At 46.8% G+C, this 21,110-nt stretch carries 15 protein-coding genes; 2 read left to right on the top strand and 13 right to left on the bottom strand.

All coding sequences use genetic code 11. From position 1 onward, the window contains the following. Window positions 1–16: 16 nt before the first annotated feature. The 6 genes from CLV42_RS27145 to CLV42_RS27120 all read right to left on the bottom strand — a co-directional run bounded on the left by CLV42_RS27145 (window position 17) and on the right by CLV42_RS27120 (window position 10,274). A complete protein-coding gene (locus CLV42_RS27145; protein ID WP_106605081.1) occupies window positions 17–1,738 on the bottom strand; it encodes a CocE/NonD family hydrolase in 1,722 nt (573 codons plus the stop codon). A gap of 511 nt (window positions 1,739–2,249) precedes the next feature. Beyond that, window positions 2,250–3,779 (bottom strand): RagB/SusD family nutrient uptake outer membrane protein, encoded by a 1,530-nt coding sequence (locus tag CLV42_RS27140; RefSeq protein ID WP_106605080.1) that lies wholly within the window; start codon window positions 3,777–3,779, stop codon window positions 2,250–2,252. Between the two features lie 26 nt (window positions 3,780–3,805). After that, window positions 3,806–7,357, bottom strand: a complete 3,552-nt coding sequence (locus CLV42_RS27135) for a SusC/RagA family TonB-linked outer membrane protein (protein ID WP_106605079.1) — start codon at window positions 7,355–7,357, stop codon at window positions 3,806–3,808. Continuing rightward, a complete protein-coding gene (locus tag CLV42_RS27130) occupies window positions 7,348–8,319 on the bottom strand; it encodes a FecR family protein (RefSeq protein WP_106605078.1) in 972 nt (323 codons plus the stop codon). Before CLV42_RS27130 ends, CLV42_RS27135 begins: the two co-directional genes overlap by 10 nt. A 15-nt stretch (window positions 8,320–8,334) precedes the next feature. Further along, window positions 8,335–8,940 carry an RNA polymerase sigma factor gene (locus CLV42_RS27125; RefSeq protein ID WP_106605077.1) on the bottom strand — a complete coding sequence of 202 codons (606 nt, stop codon included), beginning with the start codon at window positions 8,938–8,940 and terminating at the stop codon, window positions 8,335–8,337. A 134-nt stretch (window positions 8,941–9,074) separates the two neighbouring features. After that, window positions 9,075–10,274 carry a GTP-binding protein gene (locus CLV42_RS27120; protein ID WP_106605076.1) on the bottom strand — a complete coding sequence of 400 codons (1,200 nt, stop codon included), beginning with the start codon at window positions 10,272–10,274 and terminating at the stop codon, window positions 9,075–9,077. A gap of 235 nt (window positions 10,275–10,509) precedes the next feature. On the opposite strand from CLV42_RS27120, the gene CLV42_RS27115 reads away from it, so the two are divergent. After that, window positions 10,510–11,973: a S8 family peptidase gene (locus CLV42_RS27115; protein ID WP_106605075.1), complete on the top strand. Its 1,464-nt coding sequence runs from the start codon at window positions 10,510–10,512 to the stop codon at window positions 11,971–11,973. On the opposite strand, the gene CLV42_RS27110 is transcribed toward CLV42_RS27115, so the two are convergent. The 5 genes from CLV42_RS27110 to CLV42_RS27090 form a co-directional block, all read right to left on the bottom strand. Further along, entirely contained in the window at window positions 11,974–12,681 is a 708-nt protein-coding gene (locus tag CLV42_RS27110; protein ID WP_106605074.1) for a LytR/AlgR family response regulator transcription factor, read from the bottom strand. It lies immediately after the preceding gene. Next, window positions 12,653–13,738 (bottom strand): sensor histidine kinase, encoded by a 1,086-nt coding sequence (locus tag CLV42_RS27105; protein WP_106605073.1) that lies wholly within the window; start codon window positions 13,736–13,738, stop codon window positions 12,653–12,655. The genes CLV42_RS27110 and CLV42_RS27105 overlap by 29 nt, the downstream gene beginning before the upstream one ends. Window positions 13,739–13,747: 9 nt before the next feature. After that, a complete protein-coding gene (locus CLV42_RS27100) occupies window positions 13,748–14,977 on the bottom strand; it encodes an acyltransferase family protein (RefSeq protein ID WP_106605072.1) in 1,230 nt (409 codons plus the stop codon). 457 nt (window positions 14,978–15,434) lie between these two features. Then, the gene (locus CLV42_RS27095; RefSeq protein ID WP_106605071.1) at window positions 15,435–16,082 is read right to left on the bottom strand and encodes a hypothetical protein; all 648 of its coding nucleotides are present in this window, start codon (window positions 16,080–16,082) and stop codon (window positions 15,435–15,437) included. A gap of 24 nt (window positions 16,083–16,106) precedes the next feature. Next, window positions 16,107–16,796, bottom strand: a complete 690-nt coding sequence (locus CLV42_RS27090; protein WP_146154491.1) for a hypothetical protein — start codon at window positions 16,794–16,796, stop codon at window positions 16,107–16,109. A gap of 99 nt (window positions 16,797–16,895) precedes the next feature. Here CLV42_RS27090 and CLV42_RS27085 point away from each other — a divergent pair, with 99 nt between their 5' ends. After that, entirely contained in the window at window positions 16,896–18,245 is a 1,350-nt protein-coding gene (locus CLV42_RS27085; protein ID WP_106605069.1) for a sigma-54-dependent transcriptional regulator, read from the top strand. On the opposite strand, the gene CLV42_RS27080 is transcribed toward CLV42_RS27085, so the two are convergent. Both CLV42_RS27080 and CLV42_RS27075 read right to left on the bottom strand, forming a co-directional pair. Continuing rightward, window positions 18,236–20,068, bottom strand: a complete 1,833-nt coding sequence (locus tag CLV42_RS27080) for an OmpA family protein (protein ID WP_106605068.1) — start codon at window positions 20,066–20,068, stop codon at window positions 18,236–18,238. The two genes, CLV42_RS27085 and CLV42_RS27080, sit on opposite strands and share 10 nt — an antisense overlap. 15 nt (window positions 20,069–20,083) lie before the next feature. Continuing rightward, a complete protein-coding gene (locus CLV42_RS27075) occupies window positions 20,084–21,085 on the bottom strand; it encodes a PorP/SprF family type IX secretion system membrane protein (protein ID WP_106605108.1) in 1,002 nt (333 codons plus the stop codon). Window positions 21,086–21,110: the final 25 nt, after the last annotated feature.

Here is a 21,110-nt window from a genome sequence, read left to right as displayed (position 1 = left end):
AGTATATTGCCATACGCTACATCACAGGTACGCTGAAGTAAGAGGCCGGGTAGAATCTCAGCTCATGCAGCAAGGTGTCCAACAAGGTCTGTTGACTCACATCTTTTGCTGCACCATAATTCTTTTCCCAATAGAGATTTGCCGCCGGACTAATCGTCATCATAATACGACTGCCCTTTTTCAACTGCTTGCAGATCCAGGCCGTATTATCCAGGGTGATATGATGCACCTCATGGTCCTTCCAGTACACCGGTTTTGTTTTATCGATACTCAAAGACAAGCGCTGTGCAATATGTGAAAGCGGCCATTTCTTGCCATTCGCGTCTATCTCCCACCAACTGATCATGATGTCCGCATCGGGTGTACCAGACGACAGCCAAAGATCCGCCGTAATAGATCCGTTCACGATCATATCTTCCTTCAAAGGTGCCGTACTGAAGGTAGCCAGGTACTTCTTCCGGAAAATACCTTCAGAGATCAGAGAGCTGGCGCCGTCATAGATCACAATGGTATCATCTACAGGATCCGCCGCGTCATAAGAGAACACGAAAGGTTTCCCACCTCTTTTCTTTGTATGCAGCGTCTCTCCCGCCTTTGCCGGTAAGTAGAACGACAAGGTATCCCGGTTCATTTTTTCCATCGAAGGAAAGTAATGCCACTTGTTCTCCCCCAGGGCAAATACCGCGATCCTGTCCTGCAGGAAAGCCGGCTTCGTTCCTCCCTTCAGCGTATAATTGAACCAATCCAGCACCAGCTGTTTCTGGTCAACCATGGCAACCGTGTCGATCTGGTAAGGAGGAATTAAATTCCTCCGTGCACCACCCTGACCACCCGCATGATCAAAAGGTCCGATGAAAAGATAGTGCTGGTTCACTCCCTCCTTCGGTCCATACTGATTGTGCATATTGTAATAGTGCATCGCCCCCCGTTGATCATCGTCAAAGAACCCTGTTGTAGTCAGGATAGGAATACTGATCCGGGAGAACTCTTCTGCCGTAGGCGTCATCTGTTGCCAGAAATCGTCATAACCAGGATGGGATATCCAACGCTGAAAAACAGTGTCCATACCACTTCCTTCCAGGGAGTCCAGCTTATTGAACGGTAGTCCCCGTAACAGGTATTCCGTATTCAGCGCTTTCCATTTCTTTTCGTTGGTGAACGTGCTGAGGTCCATGTAATCATTATTCCTGACCAGTTTCAGCCATTGCAGGCTATAGGTCAGAAATATTCCGCCGGGATTGGGATAATCGATGCCAGGCCCCACGGCTACCTGCGGCACAATCGTTTTCAATGCAGGATGTACCTTTTTCATTGTAGCCCATTGGGCAAACCCCAGGTAGGAACCACCATACATACCCACCTTCCCGTTACACCAGGGTTGCTTACTGATCCAGTCAATCACCTCGTAATTATCCGCTGCATCATTCTCCATGGGATAAAAACTACCCCCTGACCGGGACTTTCCCCTATTGTAGACAAAAACGCCTGCATAGCCACTGTCTGCCACAAATTCTGCCCTGGTGGTATCAGCATCCATCGGATAACAACTAACCCTTAAAACGACCGGTAAAGGCCATTTAACATCCTTCTGGTAGACCAGCATACAGCCCAGTGTCGTGCCGTCCTTTAAGGGCACCTGTAAACTACTATCAATGACATACTGCTTCGTTTGCGCTGAAAGTGGACTACAAGGAAAGATAAAGAGGGTTAAGGCTATGTACAACAAGCATTTACGCATAGTTTCAATTTGGTTGATCAACAGGAGTAGGCGTTATTTGAGCTGAATATAGTGAAAAGATGATAAAAATCAAGGGAGAATCCGTATCAGATCCGGTGGAGATTCGGTGAAGGCTATATCCTATAGGCCCATTACTATAGCATTATAGGCACTTCCTATAGCCACGGCTATAGAAAAGTGCCTGTAATGTAGGACTAGAGAGCCTATAGGTAGGAACCTGTACTATAGGTGGACCGAATCTCTATCGAAACCCGGCCAAAGCGGCATTAACAAACCACAATAGGACTCCTATCGGAGTCCCTTGTTTGTAGCCCGGGGTTTTCAACCCCGGGTAAACGAAAATGAACACCGGGTTTCAATCCCAGGAAACCGTGGGTTCCCCCGGATTGTCTCCCACCGTGAAACCGAATGGTTTCATCCTACAGACCCGGAATACCAGCACAAACATCAATAAAAACAGGAGGCGCCCCTTCATCAGAGACGCCCCTTACATTCATCTATTCTTTGATAATTAATAACCCGTATTCTGGTACATCTTCACCGGATCAAGTTTATATTCATCAAACGGAATCGGGTAATACCTATCCTTCGTTCCGAAATTGCTCAACTTCGCAGTACCAAAAGAACCCTGGTCTTTCGCATGGAAATAATCCACCAGCTCCTGTGTGGTGAATGTGCGCAACAGGTCGAACCAGCGGTGGTTCTCGAAAGCCAGTTCAACGCGGCGCTCGTGCAGGATAGCCAGTTTCAGGGTAGGGAATTTTGCGCTGTAGGCAGCATCCTGCATAGACATTGCATAATTCGGCATACCTGCCCTTTCACGCACCTGGTCCAGGAACTGGATAGCAGTCGCATTATCACCCAGGTACATGTTTACTTCCGCCAGCATCAGGATAACGTCCGCATAACGGATCAGGATAAAGTCATTACCACCATAACCGTTCTTACCTGCTGCATCGCTGATATCACGGAATTTGGTGATATACCAGTCTTTCACATTGCTCGCATTGGCGTAGTGCACCGAGAAATCTTTTCTCAGATCGTTGGTTTCATATTCATTGATCAGATCACCCGTTACGTTACCACCTACACCGGTAGCTGTTTTCTGAGAATTGATCGTCTCACCGTTCGCCTGGTTATTGGCGGCAATTTTAGATGCATAGGTTGCATCACCCTGTTTGTAAACGATCTGCAGGATCAGCTCAGGACAGGAACCTTTCTTATCAACGCTGAAAACATCCGTATAAGGGATCTCTTTCAGGGCGCCGAACTTACGCATATCGTAACAAGCTGTCAGGTATTGTTTTGCCTTGGCCAGGTTCTCATCACGTTTACTGTTATTGAGGGTAAGTGCCATAGTCAGGTATACCTGTCCGAGTAAGGCGTTACCTGCAGCTTTGGATACCCTGCCTACGTTAGCGCCTGTCTGGAAATTAGGCAGCGGACTGCTCACCACATCCAGCAGGTCAGCTACGATCTGGCTGTATACAGCGGTGTCTTTCGAACGGAAAGTATTCGCCCTTACTTCGTCGAGGCTCAGTTGTTTTGTCACCAAAGGCACATCACCCCATTTACGCACCATATGGAAGTAGATCAGTGCACGGATGAACTTCGCTTCTGCCGCATACCCCTTCTTTGTATCATCGCTGGAGAAAGTCACCTTGTCGATATTGGACAACACCAGGTTAGTTCTGGAGATCACCTGGTACATGTCTACCCAATGTGATTTCAGGTAGGTATTGCTTGGCAGCAGCGAGAAATCGCCAAACTGGAAAGGCTCACCGGCGTTCGACTGGTTGTCGTTACGGCCTGTGTTGTCAGAACGTTCTTCTGAGAACAATCCGCTGCTTTCACCCAGGGCATTGTCGCTTCTCAGGGCGGCATATATACCGTTCACGGCCAGCAGTACATCATTCTCGGTCTGGAAATAATTAGCGACCGTCTGGCTGTTGGGCTCTGTCTGGTTCAGGAAATCCTTGTTACAGGCGGATGTTGCCAGCACAGCTGCAAAACCCAGTATAATTGATATATTCTTCTTCATTTTTTCAGTGTTTAAGCGTCAATAGATCAGAAACCAAGTTTAACACCGGCATTGTAAGCACGAACCAGCGGATACATACCATAGTCAACACCTGGCGCCAGGTTCGGGTTAGTGCTGTTTCCATTGAAATCTACTTCCGGATTATACCCTTTGTATTTGGTGATCGTAAAGACATTGTCTACGCTTGCAAATATGGTGGCCTTTGATACACCCAATTTCTCCTGTAATGCACGGATCTTCAGGTTATAACCCAGCACGATGTTGGTACATCTGAAATAAGATGCATCCTGCAGGTAGAAGGTCGACAGACGGGTACTGTTGCTCTGCGTACCGGCGCGGGAAGCACGGTATACTTTACCATTGCCCGGCTGACTAACAGAACGGAAACGGTTTGCTACATCAGCATACTGGTTGCCCGAGCCTTCCATGTTATACAGGTAGTAATCCTGTCCGTCCAGCACCTGGTTGCCATAAGAACCATTGAAGGAAGAAGAGAAATAGAAGTCTCTATAAGTAGCCGACAGGTTGAAGCCATACGTGAACTTCGGATAAGGATTGCCTATCACGTCTTTGTCAGCATCATTTACTACGTGATCGCCATTCTTGTCATAGAAGTACAGGTCTCCCGGATGTAAAGGATTGGAGCTGGAAGCCGAAGGAGCCAGTGTCTTGTAATTAGCTTCTGTAGCCACACCCAGTACCCTGAAACCGTAGAACATACCTACCGGCTGTCCTGCCTGTGTAATGTGCGTCAGGTAAGAACGCTCCGCACCGGCAGTCAGGATCGTGTTAGCACCACCCATGTCCAGTACCTTGTTGCGGTTCACAGAGATATTACCTGCAAAGTTCAGGTGGAAGTCCTTTCCATCTATCACTCTCGCATCCAGCTGTAAGTCAATACCCCTGTTACGGATCTTGGAATCACGCAGGTTGGTCAGTACCGTAGTAGCACCGGCGATAGCGGAGATCGGCTGATTGAACAGCAGGTTATAGGAATAACTCAGATAGTAGTTAGCGATCACATTCAGACGACCATTGAACAATCCGATATCCAAACCACCGTTATACTGCGAGGTAGACTCCCAGCCAATTTTCGGGTCTTTGATACCACCAGGGAAAGTACCGGTATTCACGGTACCATTACCCAACGGCACACCGGTAGGCGTACCCATTGTCTGGATAGAATTGTAGTTACCGATGTTGTTGTTACCACTCAGCCCCCAGCTGGCACGCAGCTTCAGTGTAGAATGCTGTCCTAACCAATCGTGATAGAATGATTCGTTAGAGATGTTCCAGCCTGCAGCTACTGAAGGGAAGTTACCCCAGCGGTTTTCCGGACCAAAGCGGGAAGACGCATCCGTACGGAAAGAAGCGGTCAGGTAATAACGGCTATCAAAATTGTAGTTGATACGCCCCAGGTAAGATACCAGTGTATAGGTATACCTGGAAGCGGTGGTCAATGTGAAGAGTGCAGCATCAGCGCCTTTAGCGTTTAATTCCTGGATACGGTCATCCTGGAATCCCTGCGCTTTTACTTCGAGGACATCGCCAGTTGTTTTCTGTACGGTATAACCACCCAGTACATCTAATTTATGTTTGTTAAACTGTTTGCTATAATTGGCAGTGAACTCGCCCAGCTGATCGGTCATACCAGTGGTCTTTGCTTTTGCGTTCGCAGCTGCCTTTGCCTGTGTAGAGTAAGGCGCATTCACACCACTACTCAGACTGGTCGGATAATAGTAATCGTACTTCTCCGCATAGTTGGACATCCCGAGGTTTGCCTTTACAGACAATTCAGGCAGCAGCTGATAAACAGCATAACCATTATAAGTACTGCGGTTACCTTTACGACGGATGTTGATTTCCTGCGCAATGGCCAGCGGGTTCTCAAAACTGTTATAACCATAGGTGGCAGACTGCGCAGCCACTTCGTTCTTCAAAATCTTACCATTATCATCATAAGCACGATAAGTAGGCAGCATCAGCAAAGCAGCCATAATCGGATTATGGTCCCAACGACCTTCTTCTGTTTCCTTGTTCTGGTTGTTGGTATAAGAAACGTTCATGCCAGCTCGCAGCTTGGGGTTGATCTGACCATCCACATTTGCACGGAAGTTGATCTTCTTAACGCCGGTGTTCAGGATAATGCCATCCTGGTTCTGATAACCACCGCTGATATAATACTTTACTTCTTTGCTCCCGCCGGAGAATGCCAGGTTATGACGGCTGAATATCGCATTGCGATACAGCAAGTCCTGCCAGTCGGTGTTATACTTCGGCTTGATCATCTTCTGGCTGGCGAAGTCGTAGAAAGTGGGATCGATCTGCACGGAGTTCGCGTTGCCTACTTTTGTAACACGGGTAGCGTTATCGTCAGAGAACATGGCATCGGTCCATGTAAGGCCTTTGTTCACCACCAGGTCCTGGTAGGAATTGTTCCTGCCATCGATCATCAGTTGTGCAAACTGGTCTCCATTCAGCAGCTTCACTTTTTTAGCCAGCTGGTTCACACCTGACTGAATATCATATTCAAACTTACCTTTACCTTCCTTACCACGTTTGGTAGTGATCAACACCACACCACCCGCAGCACGGGAACCGTAGATCGCAGCAGAAGCTGCATCTTTCAGGATGTCGATAGATTCGATGTCTTCCGGATTGATGTAGATGTCATTGTCCATCGGGTAACCATCCACTACATACAGTGGGTTAGAACCGGCGTTGATAGAACCGATACCACGCACACGGATCTTAGTGCTGGCATACGGCGCACCACTTACCTGCGATACCTGTACACCTGCTACCTTGCCTACCAGTGCCTGTCCTACGGAAGGAGATGTGAGGTTTAACTCACTTGCCTTCACGCTGGAAATAGCGCCGGTTACATCGCTCTTCCGGATGGACTGGTAACCAATCGCCACGATCTCTTTCAGCTGGCTGTTCTGCACTTTCAGCTGCACGTTGATCATGTTTTCAGCGCTTACAGTTACTTCCTGTTGTGCATAACCGATAAAGTTGTATACCAGCACATCGCCTGTATTCACAGTGATGGTGTATTTACCACTGGCATCGGTCGTAGTATTTTTCTTCGTATTCTTCTCGTGAATGCTCACACCTGGTACCGGCTGATTATTTTCATCAGTTACAGTACCGGAGATCACGATAGGCGTAGCAGCAATAGCAATGGGCAGCACGGCTCTTTCCACCGGTTTTCTTTTTTCTACTTTCAGGAAGATGTGGCTTTCATCCACCTGTTTTACCGTACCCTGGTAGTCCTTCAGCAGGTCCTGGAACACGGTAGACAGCTCTTCATCATTCGCCTTATAGTTCACCGGCTCCAATGCATTGATGGCGGTGGCATTGTAACCAATGGAAAGGCCTGTCTTCTGCTCTATCAACAGGAACACCTGTTTGAGCGGCTGATTCTTTACATTAAGACTGATACGCGCTTTGCGCACAGTAACAGTGACATACTGATTCTGCACATCATTTGCAAAACCAATCGCATGAGCAAAAAGAAATAAGACGAGCAGTCGTAACTGTCTCCACGTTGTTGGCGCATTACATTTTATTCGCATGACGCAATATTGATTTTTATTTCATTGTTGTTTACGATATAAGAGATCCCCGACAGCTGTTGTATCAGCTGTAAAGCCTTGTCCAATGGCTCGTTCTTTAACTGTAAAGTGTAGCGGCAGTTATGTTTTGACGCGCCGGCGAGTGTGATATGTGTATTGTATTGTCGTTCGAGTACTTCGGCAATCTCTTCCAGTGATGCCTGTTCAAAGAATAACCTGTTCTGTTGCCAGCCGGCTATTTCGTCTGCCTTACAGGATGTCAGCTCATGCTTGCCCGACCCTGCTTCATAAATCAACAGCTGGTTTTGTATTACACCAGGCGCCAGCACTTCCGTATGGCCCCTCTCCTGCTTCTCAATGCGTACTTTACCATTCAGTACCGCTACCTGTAAAGCTTTATCACCCGGGTATGCTTTCACGTCAAAAGCAGTACCCAGCACCACGGTGCGGACATTCCCCGTCTGTACAACAAATGGCTGCTTACTATTCTGTTGGATATCGAAAGTACCCTGACCTGTAAAAAACAGCTCTCTGGTGGTATCGCCGAAGTTGGAAGGCATACGGAGCGTACTGCCGGCATTCATCATCAGCGTACTACCATCCGGCAATGTAAGCTTCTTGCGTTCCCCCTTTCCTGTTGTTATATAGGAATAAGTAACAGGTACCGGCGCCTTCATATAGAACCTGTATATAAAAAGCAGACTGGTAAGGGCCACCACCAATACGGCGGCAGCGCTGAGCATAATGTATCTTATAGATGCGCCCCTGCGTGGGAACAGCGTATGCATGGTATTGACCACTGCCTGGTCTGCAGCAGTTTTTAGTTCCGCGCTATCCGGCAATTCTTCAAAACTGTCGAACCAGGCCTGTATACGGGCGGTTTCCTCCGGTGTACACTGACCGGCACGATATTTTTCTAAAAGCGCTAAGAGCGCGGCTTTGTCTGATGATGATGTTCCCATTCATCAGTAAAGTCCTCAAAAGTGAAAAGTGGTACCGTTAAGGAATTGTAAACTCAATGTTACCAACATGTAAACAAGCATGAAGAAGAAAGCGGCCAGGCGCAGACGGATACGCTTGAGTGCAAGGGAGAGATTATTCTTGACCGTCTGCTCGGAAAGTCCGTATTCAAGGGCTATTTCGGGGATAGATTTGGATTCCCAGCGACTCGACACAAAGATCTTGCGCATGGTTTCATTCATCCGGGAGATCTCAGTTTCTACTTCTTCCCTGATCTCCATAGATATCAGCTGGTCTTCTACAGGGTATGTGGTGGGTTCGTCTTTTTCGAGTAAAGTAGTTTGACGGGCCAGTATTTTTTTATTTTCTATCTGCCAGTCGATGATGGCATAATGTACAGACCTTTTCAGATAAGCTGTTATATTATTAATAGTGTGCCGGTTTTTCCAGCAGGAAATAAATACTTCCTGTAACAGATCTTTTGCGTCATGTTCACTGCGGATGCGTACATAGATATACTTGTACAGCTGCACATTATATCTATACATGATCGCCTCAAATGCTTTCTCATCGCCAGTTTGTGAAAGTGATAACAATTCCGCGTCTGTCAGGTTCTCTATCATAATAGTTGGCCGATATGCGGAGACAAAATTATAAAGCGACCTGCTACTTATATGTTATGTTTACGTTAACTGGGCAAAAACAATATGGGCCGGCCGGAAGACCAGCCCCTTCCTTCATCATCTCTGTCAGGTGTTTACACAGGAAATTCATCCTGGAAACTTCCTCCTTTTTCCATTGTTACAAGTTCTCCCTCATTACACAGACAACCTTCCAGTTCCCTTATGATAGTGTCTTTTTCGAGCCCTCTTCCGATGATCACAATTTCATTGTAGCGGTCACCAAAACGTTTATCCCATCTTTCTTCTATCTCGTCTTCATTGTCCAGGAACGATGCGTAGCGTATCCTGTCCATATAGGGCATGCTGCACCACCATACACCGGCACGTTCCGCACGCAGACTACCACCCGCCTGACTCCAGTTAATGGCATCATCCTTACGCGATGCCAGCCAGAAAAGACCTTTACTCCGGATGATATTGGAATGCCAGTCGTTGTTCAGATAATGCCAGAAACGTTCCGGATGAAATGGTTTCCTGCTGCGGTACACAAAGCTGCTGATGCCATATTCCTCAGTTTCAGGTGTATGATGTGATTTATTGAGTTCTTCGATCCAGCCTGCACCCTGACTGGTCTCCTCAAAATCAAAAAGACGGGTATTCAATATATGTTGCAGATCTACCTTACCAAAAGAAGAAGTGATGATGCGGGCGTTGGCATTCATTTTTCGGATGACCGCCTGTAGCATTCCCAATTCTTCCGCCGTAATAAGATCTGTTTTATTCAGAATGATGACATTGGCAAATTCGATCTGGTCTGTCAGCAGATTAACGATGGTTCGCTGATCGTCTTCCATATCTGTCATTTGTTTGTCCTGCAGCGTTTCAATGCTGCTGAAATCCCGGAGGAAATTAAAACAGTCCACTACTGTAACGAGGGTGTCCAGTCTCGACAGCTGACTCAGATCAATACCATTCGCCTCATCCTGGTACGTAAAAGTCTGCGCAACAGGCAAGGGCTCACTGATGCCAGAGCTTTCGATCAACAGGTAGTCAAACCGTCCCTCCTTTGCCAATTGTTCTACTGCTATCAGCAGGTCTTCCCGCAGGGTACAGCAAATGCAGCCATTGCTCATCTCTACCAGTTTCTCATCCGTGCGGTTAAGTGTTTGTTCATTCTTCACCAGTTGTGCATCAATATTGACCTCGCTCATGTCGTTCACAATAACGGCCACCCGCAGGCCTTCCTTATTGTGCAGGACGTGATTGAGCAAAGTAGTCTTACCAGCGCCGAGAAAGCCACTCAGCACCGTAACAGGCAGTCTGTTCGGGATCATATGTTTAGTTATTAAAATAAAGATCCTGTACCGGAAAATAGGCATCCGATAGCAGCTACACAGCGCTATGGCACTGTGCTCTATAGCATTTGCATCTTTGTTGCAAATGTATACTATTTAAACTTAAAACCAAATCCTGCTAAAATGATTTTTGCGATAGTCAGTGAATTAGCGTAATTTCTGATAACCACGTTATTTATCAGACAGGATTGTTAATCACCTAAAAACGCAACAGATGAGGACCCCTTATTTTCTAATGGTGGGCGTAGTCGTTATACTGTCCACTTCCTGCCGTAAAACTGACACTAATTCATTTACGCCACCCCGGCAGGACCCGCAGGCGATCATTCCCAAGTCAGTTATCAATGCTTTCGTCAACCAGCAACTGGAAACACAGGGCTATTTCGATTGGAAGATGGCCAGTGATACGATGGTCTGGAGCGCATTGCTGCATGGGGATAGTATTTTATCCGTGGGATATACCACGGCATCCGGCGCAGCCGACATATTAGCATTGATCGGAGAAAAGGAAGGCGTCACACAGAGAAAAGACCTGCGTACTTCCACTGCTGACAAACTACATTTCCTGAACGTACGCGTCAGTCGTTTTGCAACGGTGCAGGCATTACGTGCTTCCGGCGAGATACGTTATGCAGAACCTATCGGATATGGCGCTTTCATGCGCGATATAAAGCCTAAAGACGCCGCGGTGGCATCTGACATCCTTGCATCGGGTTGCGGCTATAATTCGGCTAAAACAGACCTTGTAGCGGGCGCTGACTATACCGTCATATTACCCACGGCAAAACTCTCCTGGAATTACGGCTATCACCGCATAGAACAAGCCTGGCAGCGGTCCACAGGACAACACATCAAAGTAATGATCATTGATACGGGTGTCAGTCCGCAGCAGGAGAACCTGGGCAGCGCGTTTAACCAGGGCTCTTCTGCGGGCAGGACCATACAAAAACTGGGCACTTACTACAATGGTAGCCCCGACGATCCCTGCGGACATGGCACCAGTATGGCTGGTGTGCTGGCTGGCCCCAGAGGGACAGATGGCAACACAGTGGGCATTGCCTATAACTGCGACCTGATTATGGTGCATGCAGCAGAGAATGTAGTGCTCCTCTCCACAGATGCTATCAATGGCGTTACCAATGCGTATGTATTGGGGGCCGACGATCCTACTGTGAAGATCATCAGTATGAGCATGGGTACCATCTTCAGCTCCGGTCAGATCAAAGATGCGCTCAGTTATGCTTATAGTAAACAGAAACTGATGTTCTGTGCAGCGGGTACTTCTACCTCCTTCTTTGCCAGCTTTGTGGGTGTTATCTTCCCCGCCAATCAGCCACAGGTCGTGGCGGTCACCGGTATGAAAGATAACCTTAAAGACAGGTGCGACGATTGCCACACCGGCAGTAAGGTGGATTTCGCTATTGTGATGCAGCAATCTTCCACCGGAAGAAATCCCCTCAGCATTGCCATGAGCGGTGATGCCCCTTCTACTGTTGGTGGTTCTTCTGTGGCAACGGCCAGCTGTTCAGCCATTGCAGCATTGGTATGGAGTAAGTATCCCGGATATCCGCGCGACAGTATCATTGCCAGGATGGCCAGGGCATCCAGCTTTGCGAATAGCCGGAGCAGTAAATTCGGTTGGGGGATTATTAATGCAGATGCTGCAGTAGGCTACTGATCATCTTTTGAGGATCTTGTCCTGCAGGATGCGTTGCATGACCTCATCTTTCTGGTAACGGGACACAGGTACCTGGTAGCCGGAAAGACCGAGGGTATTACCTTCTATGGCATCTATCTTGTCGACAGCGACAAGGTAAGACTTGTGCGGCTGCACAAATTTATCAGCCGGCAAACGTTCCTGCAACATCTTCAGGGTAAGGTGTGTGATCAGCTTTTTATCTTTTGTGTAGATGACGATGTAGTTCTCCATACCCTCCGCAAATAATATATCTGCTATCACTACCTTCTCCAGCTTATTATCAACCTTGACGAAAAAATACTCCTGCTGCGGTTTCACCTGCTGCTGCAGATTGAAATAGTCAAAGGCTTTGTTAGCGGCCTTCAGGAAACGATCAAAGGAAATGGGCTTCAGGAGATAATCCAGTACCTCCAGTTCATAACCTTGCACCGCATACTTTTCGTAGGCGGTGGTGAAGATCACTTTCGGCGGATTAGCCAGTGTCTTCAGGAGGTCAATGCCTGAGAGGTAAGGCATTTCTATGTCCAGGAATAACAGGTCCACCTGCTCCTGTTTCAGGAAGGTATTTAACTCTACAGCGCTCTCGCATACGGTTACAAGTTCCAGGAAGTCTATCTGTCCCATATACCCTTGTAATCCTTTTCTTGCATAGGGCTCATCATCCGTGATGACGCATCTGATCTTCATCTTCTTCAGTTATTATTGTCTGATATACAACAGGTTCAGGTTCTATAGATAAGGCTACGCTGAAAGTGCGTTCTGTCTTATTGATCTCAAATGTATGTTTTCCCGGGTACAACAATTCCAGTCTTCGTTTCAGGTTCTCCAGCCCTATTCCTCCTGCTTTTACCGGCATGGTGATCTTCGGAATAGCATTCTCCACTATAAAGTGTATCCGCTTACCTTTCAGTGATGCATGAATATTGATCCAATACTCTCCGCCGACATACTTGAAGGCATTTTCTACCAGCGGGAAAAGCAATAAGGGATAAACCTGCTGATCATACAGATCAGGGGCCAGGTGAAGGTTCAATACCAGCTTGTCTGAGGCCCTTACTTTCTGCAGGTTGATAAAACTGTGCAGGTACTGTATCTCATGCCGGATAGAGACCGTCTGCTGCTGATCGTATAACTGGTAACGCAGCAGCTCGGAGAACTGTTCCACGCTTTTCTTGGCAGCGTTGACATCTTCATCCATCTGGAAATAGATCGTATTCAGCGCGTTAAAAATAAAATGAGGATGTAACTGCGACTTGAGGAACTTCAACTCCGCCTGTAACTGATTATTCATCACCTCCTGCAGCTGCACTTTGTTATTTACATAGGCCTGCAGAAATGTATTACTTCGGCTGATACCATAATAGATCAGTGAATATAACAGCGGTATAACGTTAATATCTGCCACATCATACCACTGAGCGCCATCGTCCGTAAATGCTGCCATCGGCAGGATAAAGACATTCTGGAACAGGATCGTCATCAGCGTAATAGCGCCCAGTTCCATCCATACTCTCTTTCTGTAATCCATGTCTGCCCAATGCTTGTCAAAGTAGCGATACAGGTAGTGATGCGCGCCTATCAGGATATAACCAAAAACGATACACCAGCTGATTTCCAGCAGGTTCTGGCCCCATGCTCTTCTCCAGAACCTCATACCCGTAACAGTATCCAGCAAAAGCCGGATACTGAAATAGGTGACAAGGCTATAGATGGCGGGAAAATAATATCTACGGAAAATACTCATGCTTGTTCATTATGATACCGGTAATAATATACCTTCTGCTGTTGTTTCTTTCGCCTCCTGCTGTTGTTTATTCTCCTTCTTTGCCAGTGGTTTCATACCGAATAAAAAGCGACAAACGGGATAAGGCTTGATCAGTAAATGAAAGATACCCATTGAGAGGATAAAGGTAGTTATCACGATGAACAGGTATTTGGTACCGATTGTATCCGACGTTTGCACCACATAATATGCAAGGATAACGATAATTGTCTGATGTAAGATATAAAAAGGATACACTGCCTGGTTCAGATAATTCAATGAGGGGTGTGGTTTATCGAGGTATTTCTTGCCATAGCCGATAGCTGTCAGCACCCATCCCCAGGCACATATCGCATTCAATGCAATATACGCATAAGTACGCGGATCATACATCCAGTTAGGGAGTGCGTCCCAGGGTTCCACATTATTCCAGCGGAAATAATTGATGGCCACAATAGATGCCAGGGCAACCAGGAAGGAAGTGCGGCGGTTCCTTTCCAGGCTATTCATCAGTGCAGGCTGTGCGATACAGAGAAAACCCGGCAGCAGGAAACTTAACCAATAGAAGAAATAACAGTAGTCATGCACGAGGTCGTTCGTTTCGTGGAACTGTCTTGCCAGTCCTGCGTAAATCGCAATACCAGGCAATGTGAGCAGGTATACCCGTTTGCCCTTTTCCAGCCATTGCAGGGCTCTACGAAAGGCAGCGCCTTTATCAGAGACGATCCAGACAAACACCGGCGCAAACAGAATATCATAGATTAGGAGATAAACTACGAACCACAGGTGATGCCAGCTCATGTTCCCTTTAGGGTAAACGCCTGTTGTAAACATCTGACTGTAAAACTGCCAGAAATTGCCTTTAAAGCCCTGCGTAACACGTTCCAGGTAGACCTGTGGAGGAACGATAACAAGAATACCAAGGATCACGGGAATTAACAACCTTCTCATACGCAGTCCTATAAAACCACCGCCTGTCCGGTGTTGCAGCATGAAATAACTCACGGTACCTGAAATAAAGAACAGTAATGGCATCCGGAACAAGTGCATCCAGTGTATCATTTCAAGAAAAATATTACTGGTTTCCTTATTCCGGATGTGCCATTCCAGTTCGGCTCCAAATGGCATGGCAGAATGAAAGACCAATACACCAAAGATGGCCAGAATACGAAGCCAGTCGAGATAGGCTTGTCTGGTAGTAGCAGTAGTATGAGTTTGCATAGCGGGGATGTTTTAAATCAAAAGTATCCCTGCCGGCACACCCGGTAAACTTTCTTTGACATATGGCACGCTTCCCGGGGTCAATAGCAATTATCTACCCTGAAAAGCACCGGTTCATGGTTATTATAGAGTTAACTCTACAAGTGGAAGTTGGTTATAAACACCTAATACGGTTTTTGTAGGATATGAAACTCTGTGTAAGTGGCAATCTAATACTTACGTGGTTATGAAAAGTAGATGTGGTGTATAGCGGAGAGTGGAGATACACAAACTGTGCAAGAACTTGTTAGCAGATCAAATATATGGGAAAACAATCGAAAAAACATATTTATGTAGGCATCTTTTAACCTTAAATGAAACAAAGCATTGTCATGCGTTTCTTACTTCATGAGTAGGACACCGACCGGGACCGGTGTGATTGAAGAAGGACGGGAATCTAAACGTTGATCCTATACGGCTATAACGGTTTTGTAAATCTGATCGTTTGCAGAACGTCCATTGCATTTTTCACAAAATGTTGACTGAGCGAATCTCCCTTTGGGGTAATTAACTCAAATTGAAAGGTAATGTCCACTCCTCTTACAGAAGTAAGTGCATTTAACTCATATAACTCCCGGCATGCCATCTCGATATATAAATGGCTACCAGTTATAGAAAACGGTCTATCATGTATTCTGCATAGAGTATCTATTAAAATATTATTAGCCACAGGGTCTTTCATTTTTTCTTCTTCCCTGAAATAACCATTTCTCTTATATATCCAGGTTGTGTCACTCTCATCAAGATATGACAAATGAGGGCTATAGATAATTGTGACACGATCTACTGAATCTGTGGGTGGGTAATAGAACCAGCCACTTTCCTCATAAATATGCCATGATGAGGATTGAAAACGGCATTTCATCTTATCACAAGATGAGCAGTCTGAACCATGCACCCAGGCAAAACCAGTATCGTATCGTTCGGGAACATACATAGTGACTATGCCTAAGCTGTCCATCAGTTTTACTGCCACTTTCCTTGAATGAGCAGGTACAGATTCCGGTGCTTTTTTATTAAGGCAGCCTAGACAAAACAGGAGAATAATGACTACGGCAGTTCTCATAAGTATCTGGATGTAATATTACGATTATTGAAACGAAGGAATGGAAAACCGTATAGTCCGGAGAAAATCCGCAGCATCATTAATAAAGTGAGTACTAATTGAATCCTGTTTATCGGTGATCATTTTACACTCAAACTTTATTTGAGAAATTCTCGCGAAAGTTTCTGCCTTCAGCAGATACGTGTATCTTTTCGTTCCAGGATCGTATTCACAGGTACCAAATACATACAACGGCCTGTCATAAATTTTATAGGTGGTATCCAGTAAAATGCATTTTAGTGCGGGCGGCCAAAACTTGATATTCTCTCTCTCGTCGCGATACAAACTATTTTTTTCATACATCCCGGTTGTATCAAAATGCCCGCCTTTACGAAGAGGGCGATCGTAAAGACGATCATAAGGCTGATAAATGATCGTGAGTTGATCAACTGAATCTGTTGGATGGGTCCAGAGATAACCTTGTTCCATTTTTATCGGGATCGACTTAGGCTGGAAACGGCATTTCATCTCATTACAGGGCCAACAATCAGAATAGTGCAGCCAGGCAAAACCTGTATCAAATCGCTCCGGTATATACATCGTCATTACGCCAAGCGTATCCTTTAACTTTATCGCTATTTTCTTTGAATGCGCAGGCCTGAATTCCGGCATCTTCACACGCGAGTATCTACAACCTGCACAGAACAGGAAGATGATGACTAAAATATATCTCATAGCTATCAGGGATAATACCACAAAATGATCATTTTCCCCGACATTTCCCAATCGGATAAACATCCCAAAGAATCTGTAATTTTGCCGCCAAATGATCTTATGACCGGAACTGTCCTTATAATAGACGACGAAGAGAAGTTGCGCAGCCTGATGCGCAGGATTATTGCATTGGAAGGCTTTAACGTATTGGAAGCCGGCAATATCAAAAGTGCGCAGAAAATAATCGACAAGGAAGAAATTGACGTCGTACTCTGCGACGTGAAACTGCCAGACGGCACGGGCGTCGACTTCTCCAAAACACTGAAAGAGAAATATCCTTCTATAGAAATCATCCTGCTCACCGCCTATGGCAATATCCCCGACGGCGTACAGGCGATTAAGAACGGTGCGTTCGACTATCTCACCAAAGGCGATGACAACAACCGCATTATTCCTCTCCTGAACAGGGCGATAGAAAAAGTCCAGCTACAGAAACGTATCGAAAAACTGGAAAGCCAGGTCGGTAAGAAGTACAGCTTTGACAGCATCCTCGGTACCTCCCGCCCTATCCGTGATGCGATCGAACAAGCCAACAAGGTAGCTCCCGCCGATACCACGGTACTGTTGCTCGGTGAAACCGGTACGGGTAAAGAAGTATTCGCCCAGGCTATCCATAATAATAGTAAGAGAGCCGGCAAGCCATTCGTTGCCCTCAACTGCAGTGCCTTTAGCCGGGAGCTGCTGGAAAGTGAATTATTCGGTTATAAGGCAGGCGCCTTCACCAATGCCAACCGCGATAAAAAAGGCCTGATCGAAGAAGCCAATACCGGGACGATCTTCCTGGACGAGATCGGGGAAATGCCTGCTGACCTGCAAAGCAAGCTACTCCGGGTACTGGAAACCAGTGAATTCATCAAAGTAGGCGATACGAAGCCCACTAAGGTCAATGTACGAATTATCGCAGCTACGAACCGCGACCTGAAAGAAGAGGCCGAAAAAGGGCATTTCCGTGAAGATTTATACTATCGCCTGAACGTCTTCGCCATCACCCTGCCTCCGCTCAGAGAGCGAAAGAAAGATATCCCTGCCCTGACGGAGTTTTTCGTAGGCTTCTTCTCAGCCAAGACCAATCAGCGCAAACCCAAAATCACACCCGCCTTCATCGAAAAGCTGCAGCTGCACGAATGGAAAGGTAACATCCGCGAACTGAAGAACGTCCTGGAAAGAGCGGTGATCCTCGCCGGCGGCGATGATCTATCCGTAGAACATCTCCCCCTCGATCTTCAGATAGCAGACAAGTCCACTACCGGCCTCTCTTCCTTTGATCTGGCCAGTGTAGAAAAGCTGCATATCATCAAGGTATTACATCATACCAAAAACAACAAAACAGAAGCCGCCCGCCTGCTGAATATCGGCCTGGCGACTCTCTATCGGAAGATCGAGGAATACGGTATCAATCCTCAATCATAAACTACCCGCAAAGTAGTTCTTCTGTTTTCCCGGTGTTCTGCCTCCGGACAGGGCACATCATTTCCACAAGGATTGACAAGCTCCTGTTCTCCCAGGTTCTCATAATAGAGCCTGCGGGCTGCCACTCCTTTTTTGATCAGGTAGTTGATCACTGCATAACAACGCAGGGCAGAGAGCTTCAGATTATATTCGTCCGTACCACGGCTATCCGCATACGAACGGATCATCAGTTTCCAGTGAGGATACTGCTGCAACACCACAGCTACCCTGTCCAGCATGTCCCTGGATTCAGTTAAGAGTATGGCGCTGTTATAATCATAATGAAAGCGCAGCTCCTGCAGCTTGTGTATGACCGCACTGTCTGTCGGATTAAGCGTAGGTTTAGCAGGTGTATTATCCGCAACAGTCTTCTCCGGTGGAGATACTTTAACAGTGTCAGGCGCCGGTGGTTTTCCGGCAGACGGATCGATCAGCTTCTCTGTAAAATGTGTTTCCAGGAAGTGATAGATATCATCACCTCCACCGCCGCCATGGCGATTGGAAGCAAAATAACCTTCATAGTTATTGCCTTTCATAATAAAACCCAGATCATCAGCACCAGAGTTAAAAGGGCTCCGGAGATTACGGGGCTGGCTCCATTGACCGCCACTTCCCTCCGCCCTGAAAACGTCAAAGCCACCCATGCCGGGATGGCCTTTGCTGGAGAAGTAAAGTACGTCCTCCTCATTGATGGTAGGGAAAGTCTCATCATAACGGGTATTGATCACAGGCCCACAGTTCACGGGTGTTCCCCATTGATTATTGGGTAGCCGTTCACTATACCAGATATCCATTTTGCCGATACCTCCCGGTCTGTCAGATACAAAATAGATGACACTGCCGATACTATTCAATACCGCATTGCCCGTATAGCTGCCCGCAGCATCAAGCGCTGCTACAGGTTGGAGCGGCGACCACTTATCCCCTTTCTTGAATGACCAGAAAAGCGACATTAAACGGCGTCCGTTTACAGGACCTTTCTTTTTCTTATCAGCCATGTCTTTATCTGCCGCGTTCAGGGTCACGTACACGGTATCTTCCCTGTTATTAAAACATACCGGTCCCACATGGTAGGGCAGTTTCCCCAGGAGGTCCGGTAGGATTTCCTCTAAAAAGGTATTGGCCCTGCTACCCTTCGAATATTCCCTGAAAAGATACGGTTTAAAGTAAGGTTGATTGACCCTTGGATCCATATCAGGATGTCGCTCCGACCCTGTCGTCAGCTCCATCTTACGGTATCCGTTGGATTCCAGCAGCAAGCCTCCTTTCATGACACCGCTCACCCAGTCATCGCCCACAGTGCTTAGCTCCTTGATATTTTCCAGGGCATAGGTAGTTACAGTATCTTTCTTCCAGAGCAGGGCACTGTCACAACCCGCTATAGCCGTATTTTTCCATTGCACCTCATCTGCATTGGCAGGATTAAAACGCGACAGGTATAACCTGGCAGTATCATACTCACCAAGGTTCTTCTGTACTTCGGCATAGATAGCCATAACGGAAGACGGACAACCGGGATGCTCAATCATGCGCATATACCAATACCCTGCTTCGGCAAAACGCGCCATCTGCTGATAACACTGCGCCGTTTTTTCCAGTAGCTTAAGTGGCGCCTTCCTGCCTTTCTTTTCCGCCAGCCTGCTATACAGGTTGGCCGCAACGGCATATTCTTCCCGAACAAAAGCCTCATCTCCCAATTCCATCAGGCTTTTCTCTTCCTGCCCATATAAGAGCACGGGGCAACAAAGTAAAATGATCAATGTAACGAACGAACAACGTAGCATAATGAATCCCCTCCTTTAGAAATAACGTGGACTTGATGTACTGAACCTCTTCCGCGGAAACAAAACACCTACCGATATTTCATGCGATCCTCCCTGTGTTCCCGCCAGTTCATTAATATTCAAATCATATGCATAACCAATGCGCCATTTTCCGCCGATATAGTATTCGACAATGGCGCTTGCAGCATTGAGCGATTCCAGTCCGCTGGGAAGCTGTTTCTTCCACACCGGCACCGCCGTACGAAAAGAACCGCCGATCCAGAATACCCTGTCGATCAGTAACATGGCGTTCACATCCAGGTTGGTAGGTCCTTTGAAATCATCCTTGATCATCAGAGACGGCTTTAATTGCAAATGTTCCGACAATGGGAACATCACGCCCGTAGTTAGGTAGATATGCTGCGACTTCCGGATATTCTGATAATTATATCCTTTCCAGGCGTACTTCGTACTGGTATACCTGCTGAACAGATCCATCACCGACACCCCTACATAAAATGAAGGTGAATGATAATACACCCCAAACCGCGCATCAGGTGTATAGGCATTTACGCCCTCACCCGGGAAAACAGGATCATCGCCATCAAAGTAAGCCAGCGTATTCCCTGCCAGGCGATACTGCGTCACGCCTACTCCCAGTCCAAAGCACAAACGGCGTGTATGTTCTGCATCCAAAGCAATGCGGTAGGCATAAGATGCATAAAAAGAATAGGACTGTTGCGGCCCCACCTTATCTGCCATTAGCTGCAGCCCCAATCCGAAACCTGCGCCTGCTTTCAAAGGACGTACTGGTCCGTCAAAGGATACGCCCCCCGTAACCGGTGCACCCGGAAAACCGGTCCACTGCTGCCGGTAAATGGTATTCAGATACCAGGCATCTTTATATCCCGCATAGGCGGGGTTTACACTCAGCCCATTAAATACATACTGGCTGAATTGTACATTCTGCTGCGCACCTGCATGCAAGCTGGCAGCCATCATTAATAGTCCCGTATACAAACCTTTTCTCAAGCACATAGCTGTTTGTTTGGTAACAACAAAA

The sequence above is a fragment of the Chitinophaga ginsengisoli genome, assembly GCF_003014595.1.
Lineage (GTDB): Bacteria > Bacteroidota > Bacteroidia > Chitinophagales > Chitinophagaceae > Chitinophaga > Chitinophaga ginsengisoli.
Note: the sequence above shows the minus strand (reverse complement) of the source record. Positions and strands in the feature narration are given on the sequence as shown.

What these genes read in the sequence shown, in the direction of transcription:
- CLV42_RS27145 (WP_106605081.1), bottom strand. Translation starts at nt 1,738, where the DNA reads ATGCGTAAATGCTTGTTGTACATAGCCTTAACCCTCTTTATCTTTCCT.
- CLV42_RS27140 (WP_106605080.1), bottom strand. Translation starts at nt 3,779, where the DNA reads ATGAAGAAGAATATATCAATTATACTGGGTTTTGCAGCTGTGCTGGCA.
- CLV42_RS27135 (WP_106605079.1), bottom strand. Translation starts at nt 7,357, where the DNA reads ATGCGAATAAAATGTAATGCGCCAACAACGTGGAGACAGTTACGACTG.
- CLV42_RS27130 (WP_106605078.1), bottom strand. Translation starts at nt 8,319, where the DNA reads ATGGGAACATCATCATCAGACAAAGCCGCGCTCTTAGCGCTTTTAGAA.
- CLV42_RS27125 (WP_106605077.1), bottom strand. Translation starts at nt 8,940, where the DNA reads ATGATAGAGAACCTGACAGACGCGGAATTGTTATCACTTTCACAAACT.
- CLV42_RS27120 (WP_106605076.1), bottom strand. Translation starts at nt 10,274, where the DNA reads ATGATCCCGAACAGACTGCCTGTTACGGTGCTGAGTGGCTTTCTCGGC.
- CLV42_RS27115 (WP_106605075.1), top strand. Translation starts at nt 10,510, where the DNA reads ATGAGGACCCCTTATTTTCTAATGGTGGGCGTAGTCGTTATACTGTCC.
- CLV42_RS27110 (WP_106605074.1), bottom strand. Translation starts at nt 12,681, where the DNA reads ATGAAGATCAGATGCGTCATCACGGATGATGAGCCCTATGCAAGAAAA.
- CLV42_RS27105 (WP_106605073.1), bottom strand. Translation starts at nt 13,738, where the DNA reads ATGAGTATTTTCCGTAGATATTATTTTCCCGCCATCTATAGCCTTGTC.
- CLV42_RS27100 (WP_106605072.1), bottom strand. Translation starts at nt 14,977, where the DNA reads ATGCAAACTCATACTACTGCTACTACCAGACAAGCCTATCTCGACTGG.
- CLV42_RS27095 (WP_106605071.1), bottom strand. Translation starts at nt 16,082, where the DNA reads ATGAGAACTGCCGTAGTCATTATTCTCCTGTTTTGTCTAGGCTGCCTT.
- CLV42_RS27090 (WP_146154491.1), bottom strand. Translation starts at nt 16,796, where the DNA reads ATGAGATATATTTTAGTCATCATCTTCCTGTTCTGTGCAGGTTGTAGA.
- CLV42_RS27085 (WP_106605069.1), top strand. Translation starts at nt 16,896, where the DNA reads ATGACCGGAACTGTCCTTATAATAGACGACGAAGAGAAGTTGCGCAGC.
- CLV42_RS27080 (WP_106605068.1), bottom strand. Translation starts at nt 20,068, where the DNA reads ATGCTACGTTGTTCGTTCGTTACATTGATCATTTTACTTTGTTGCCCC.
- CLV42_RS27075 (WP_106605108.1), bottom strand. Translation starts at nt 21,085, where the DNA reads ATGTGCTTGAGAAAAGGTTTGTATACGGGACTATTAATGATGGCTGCC.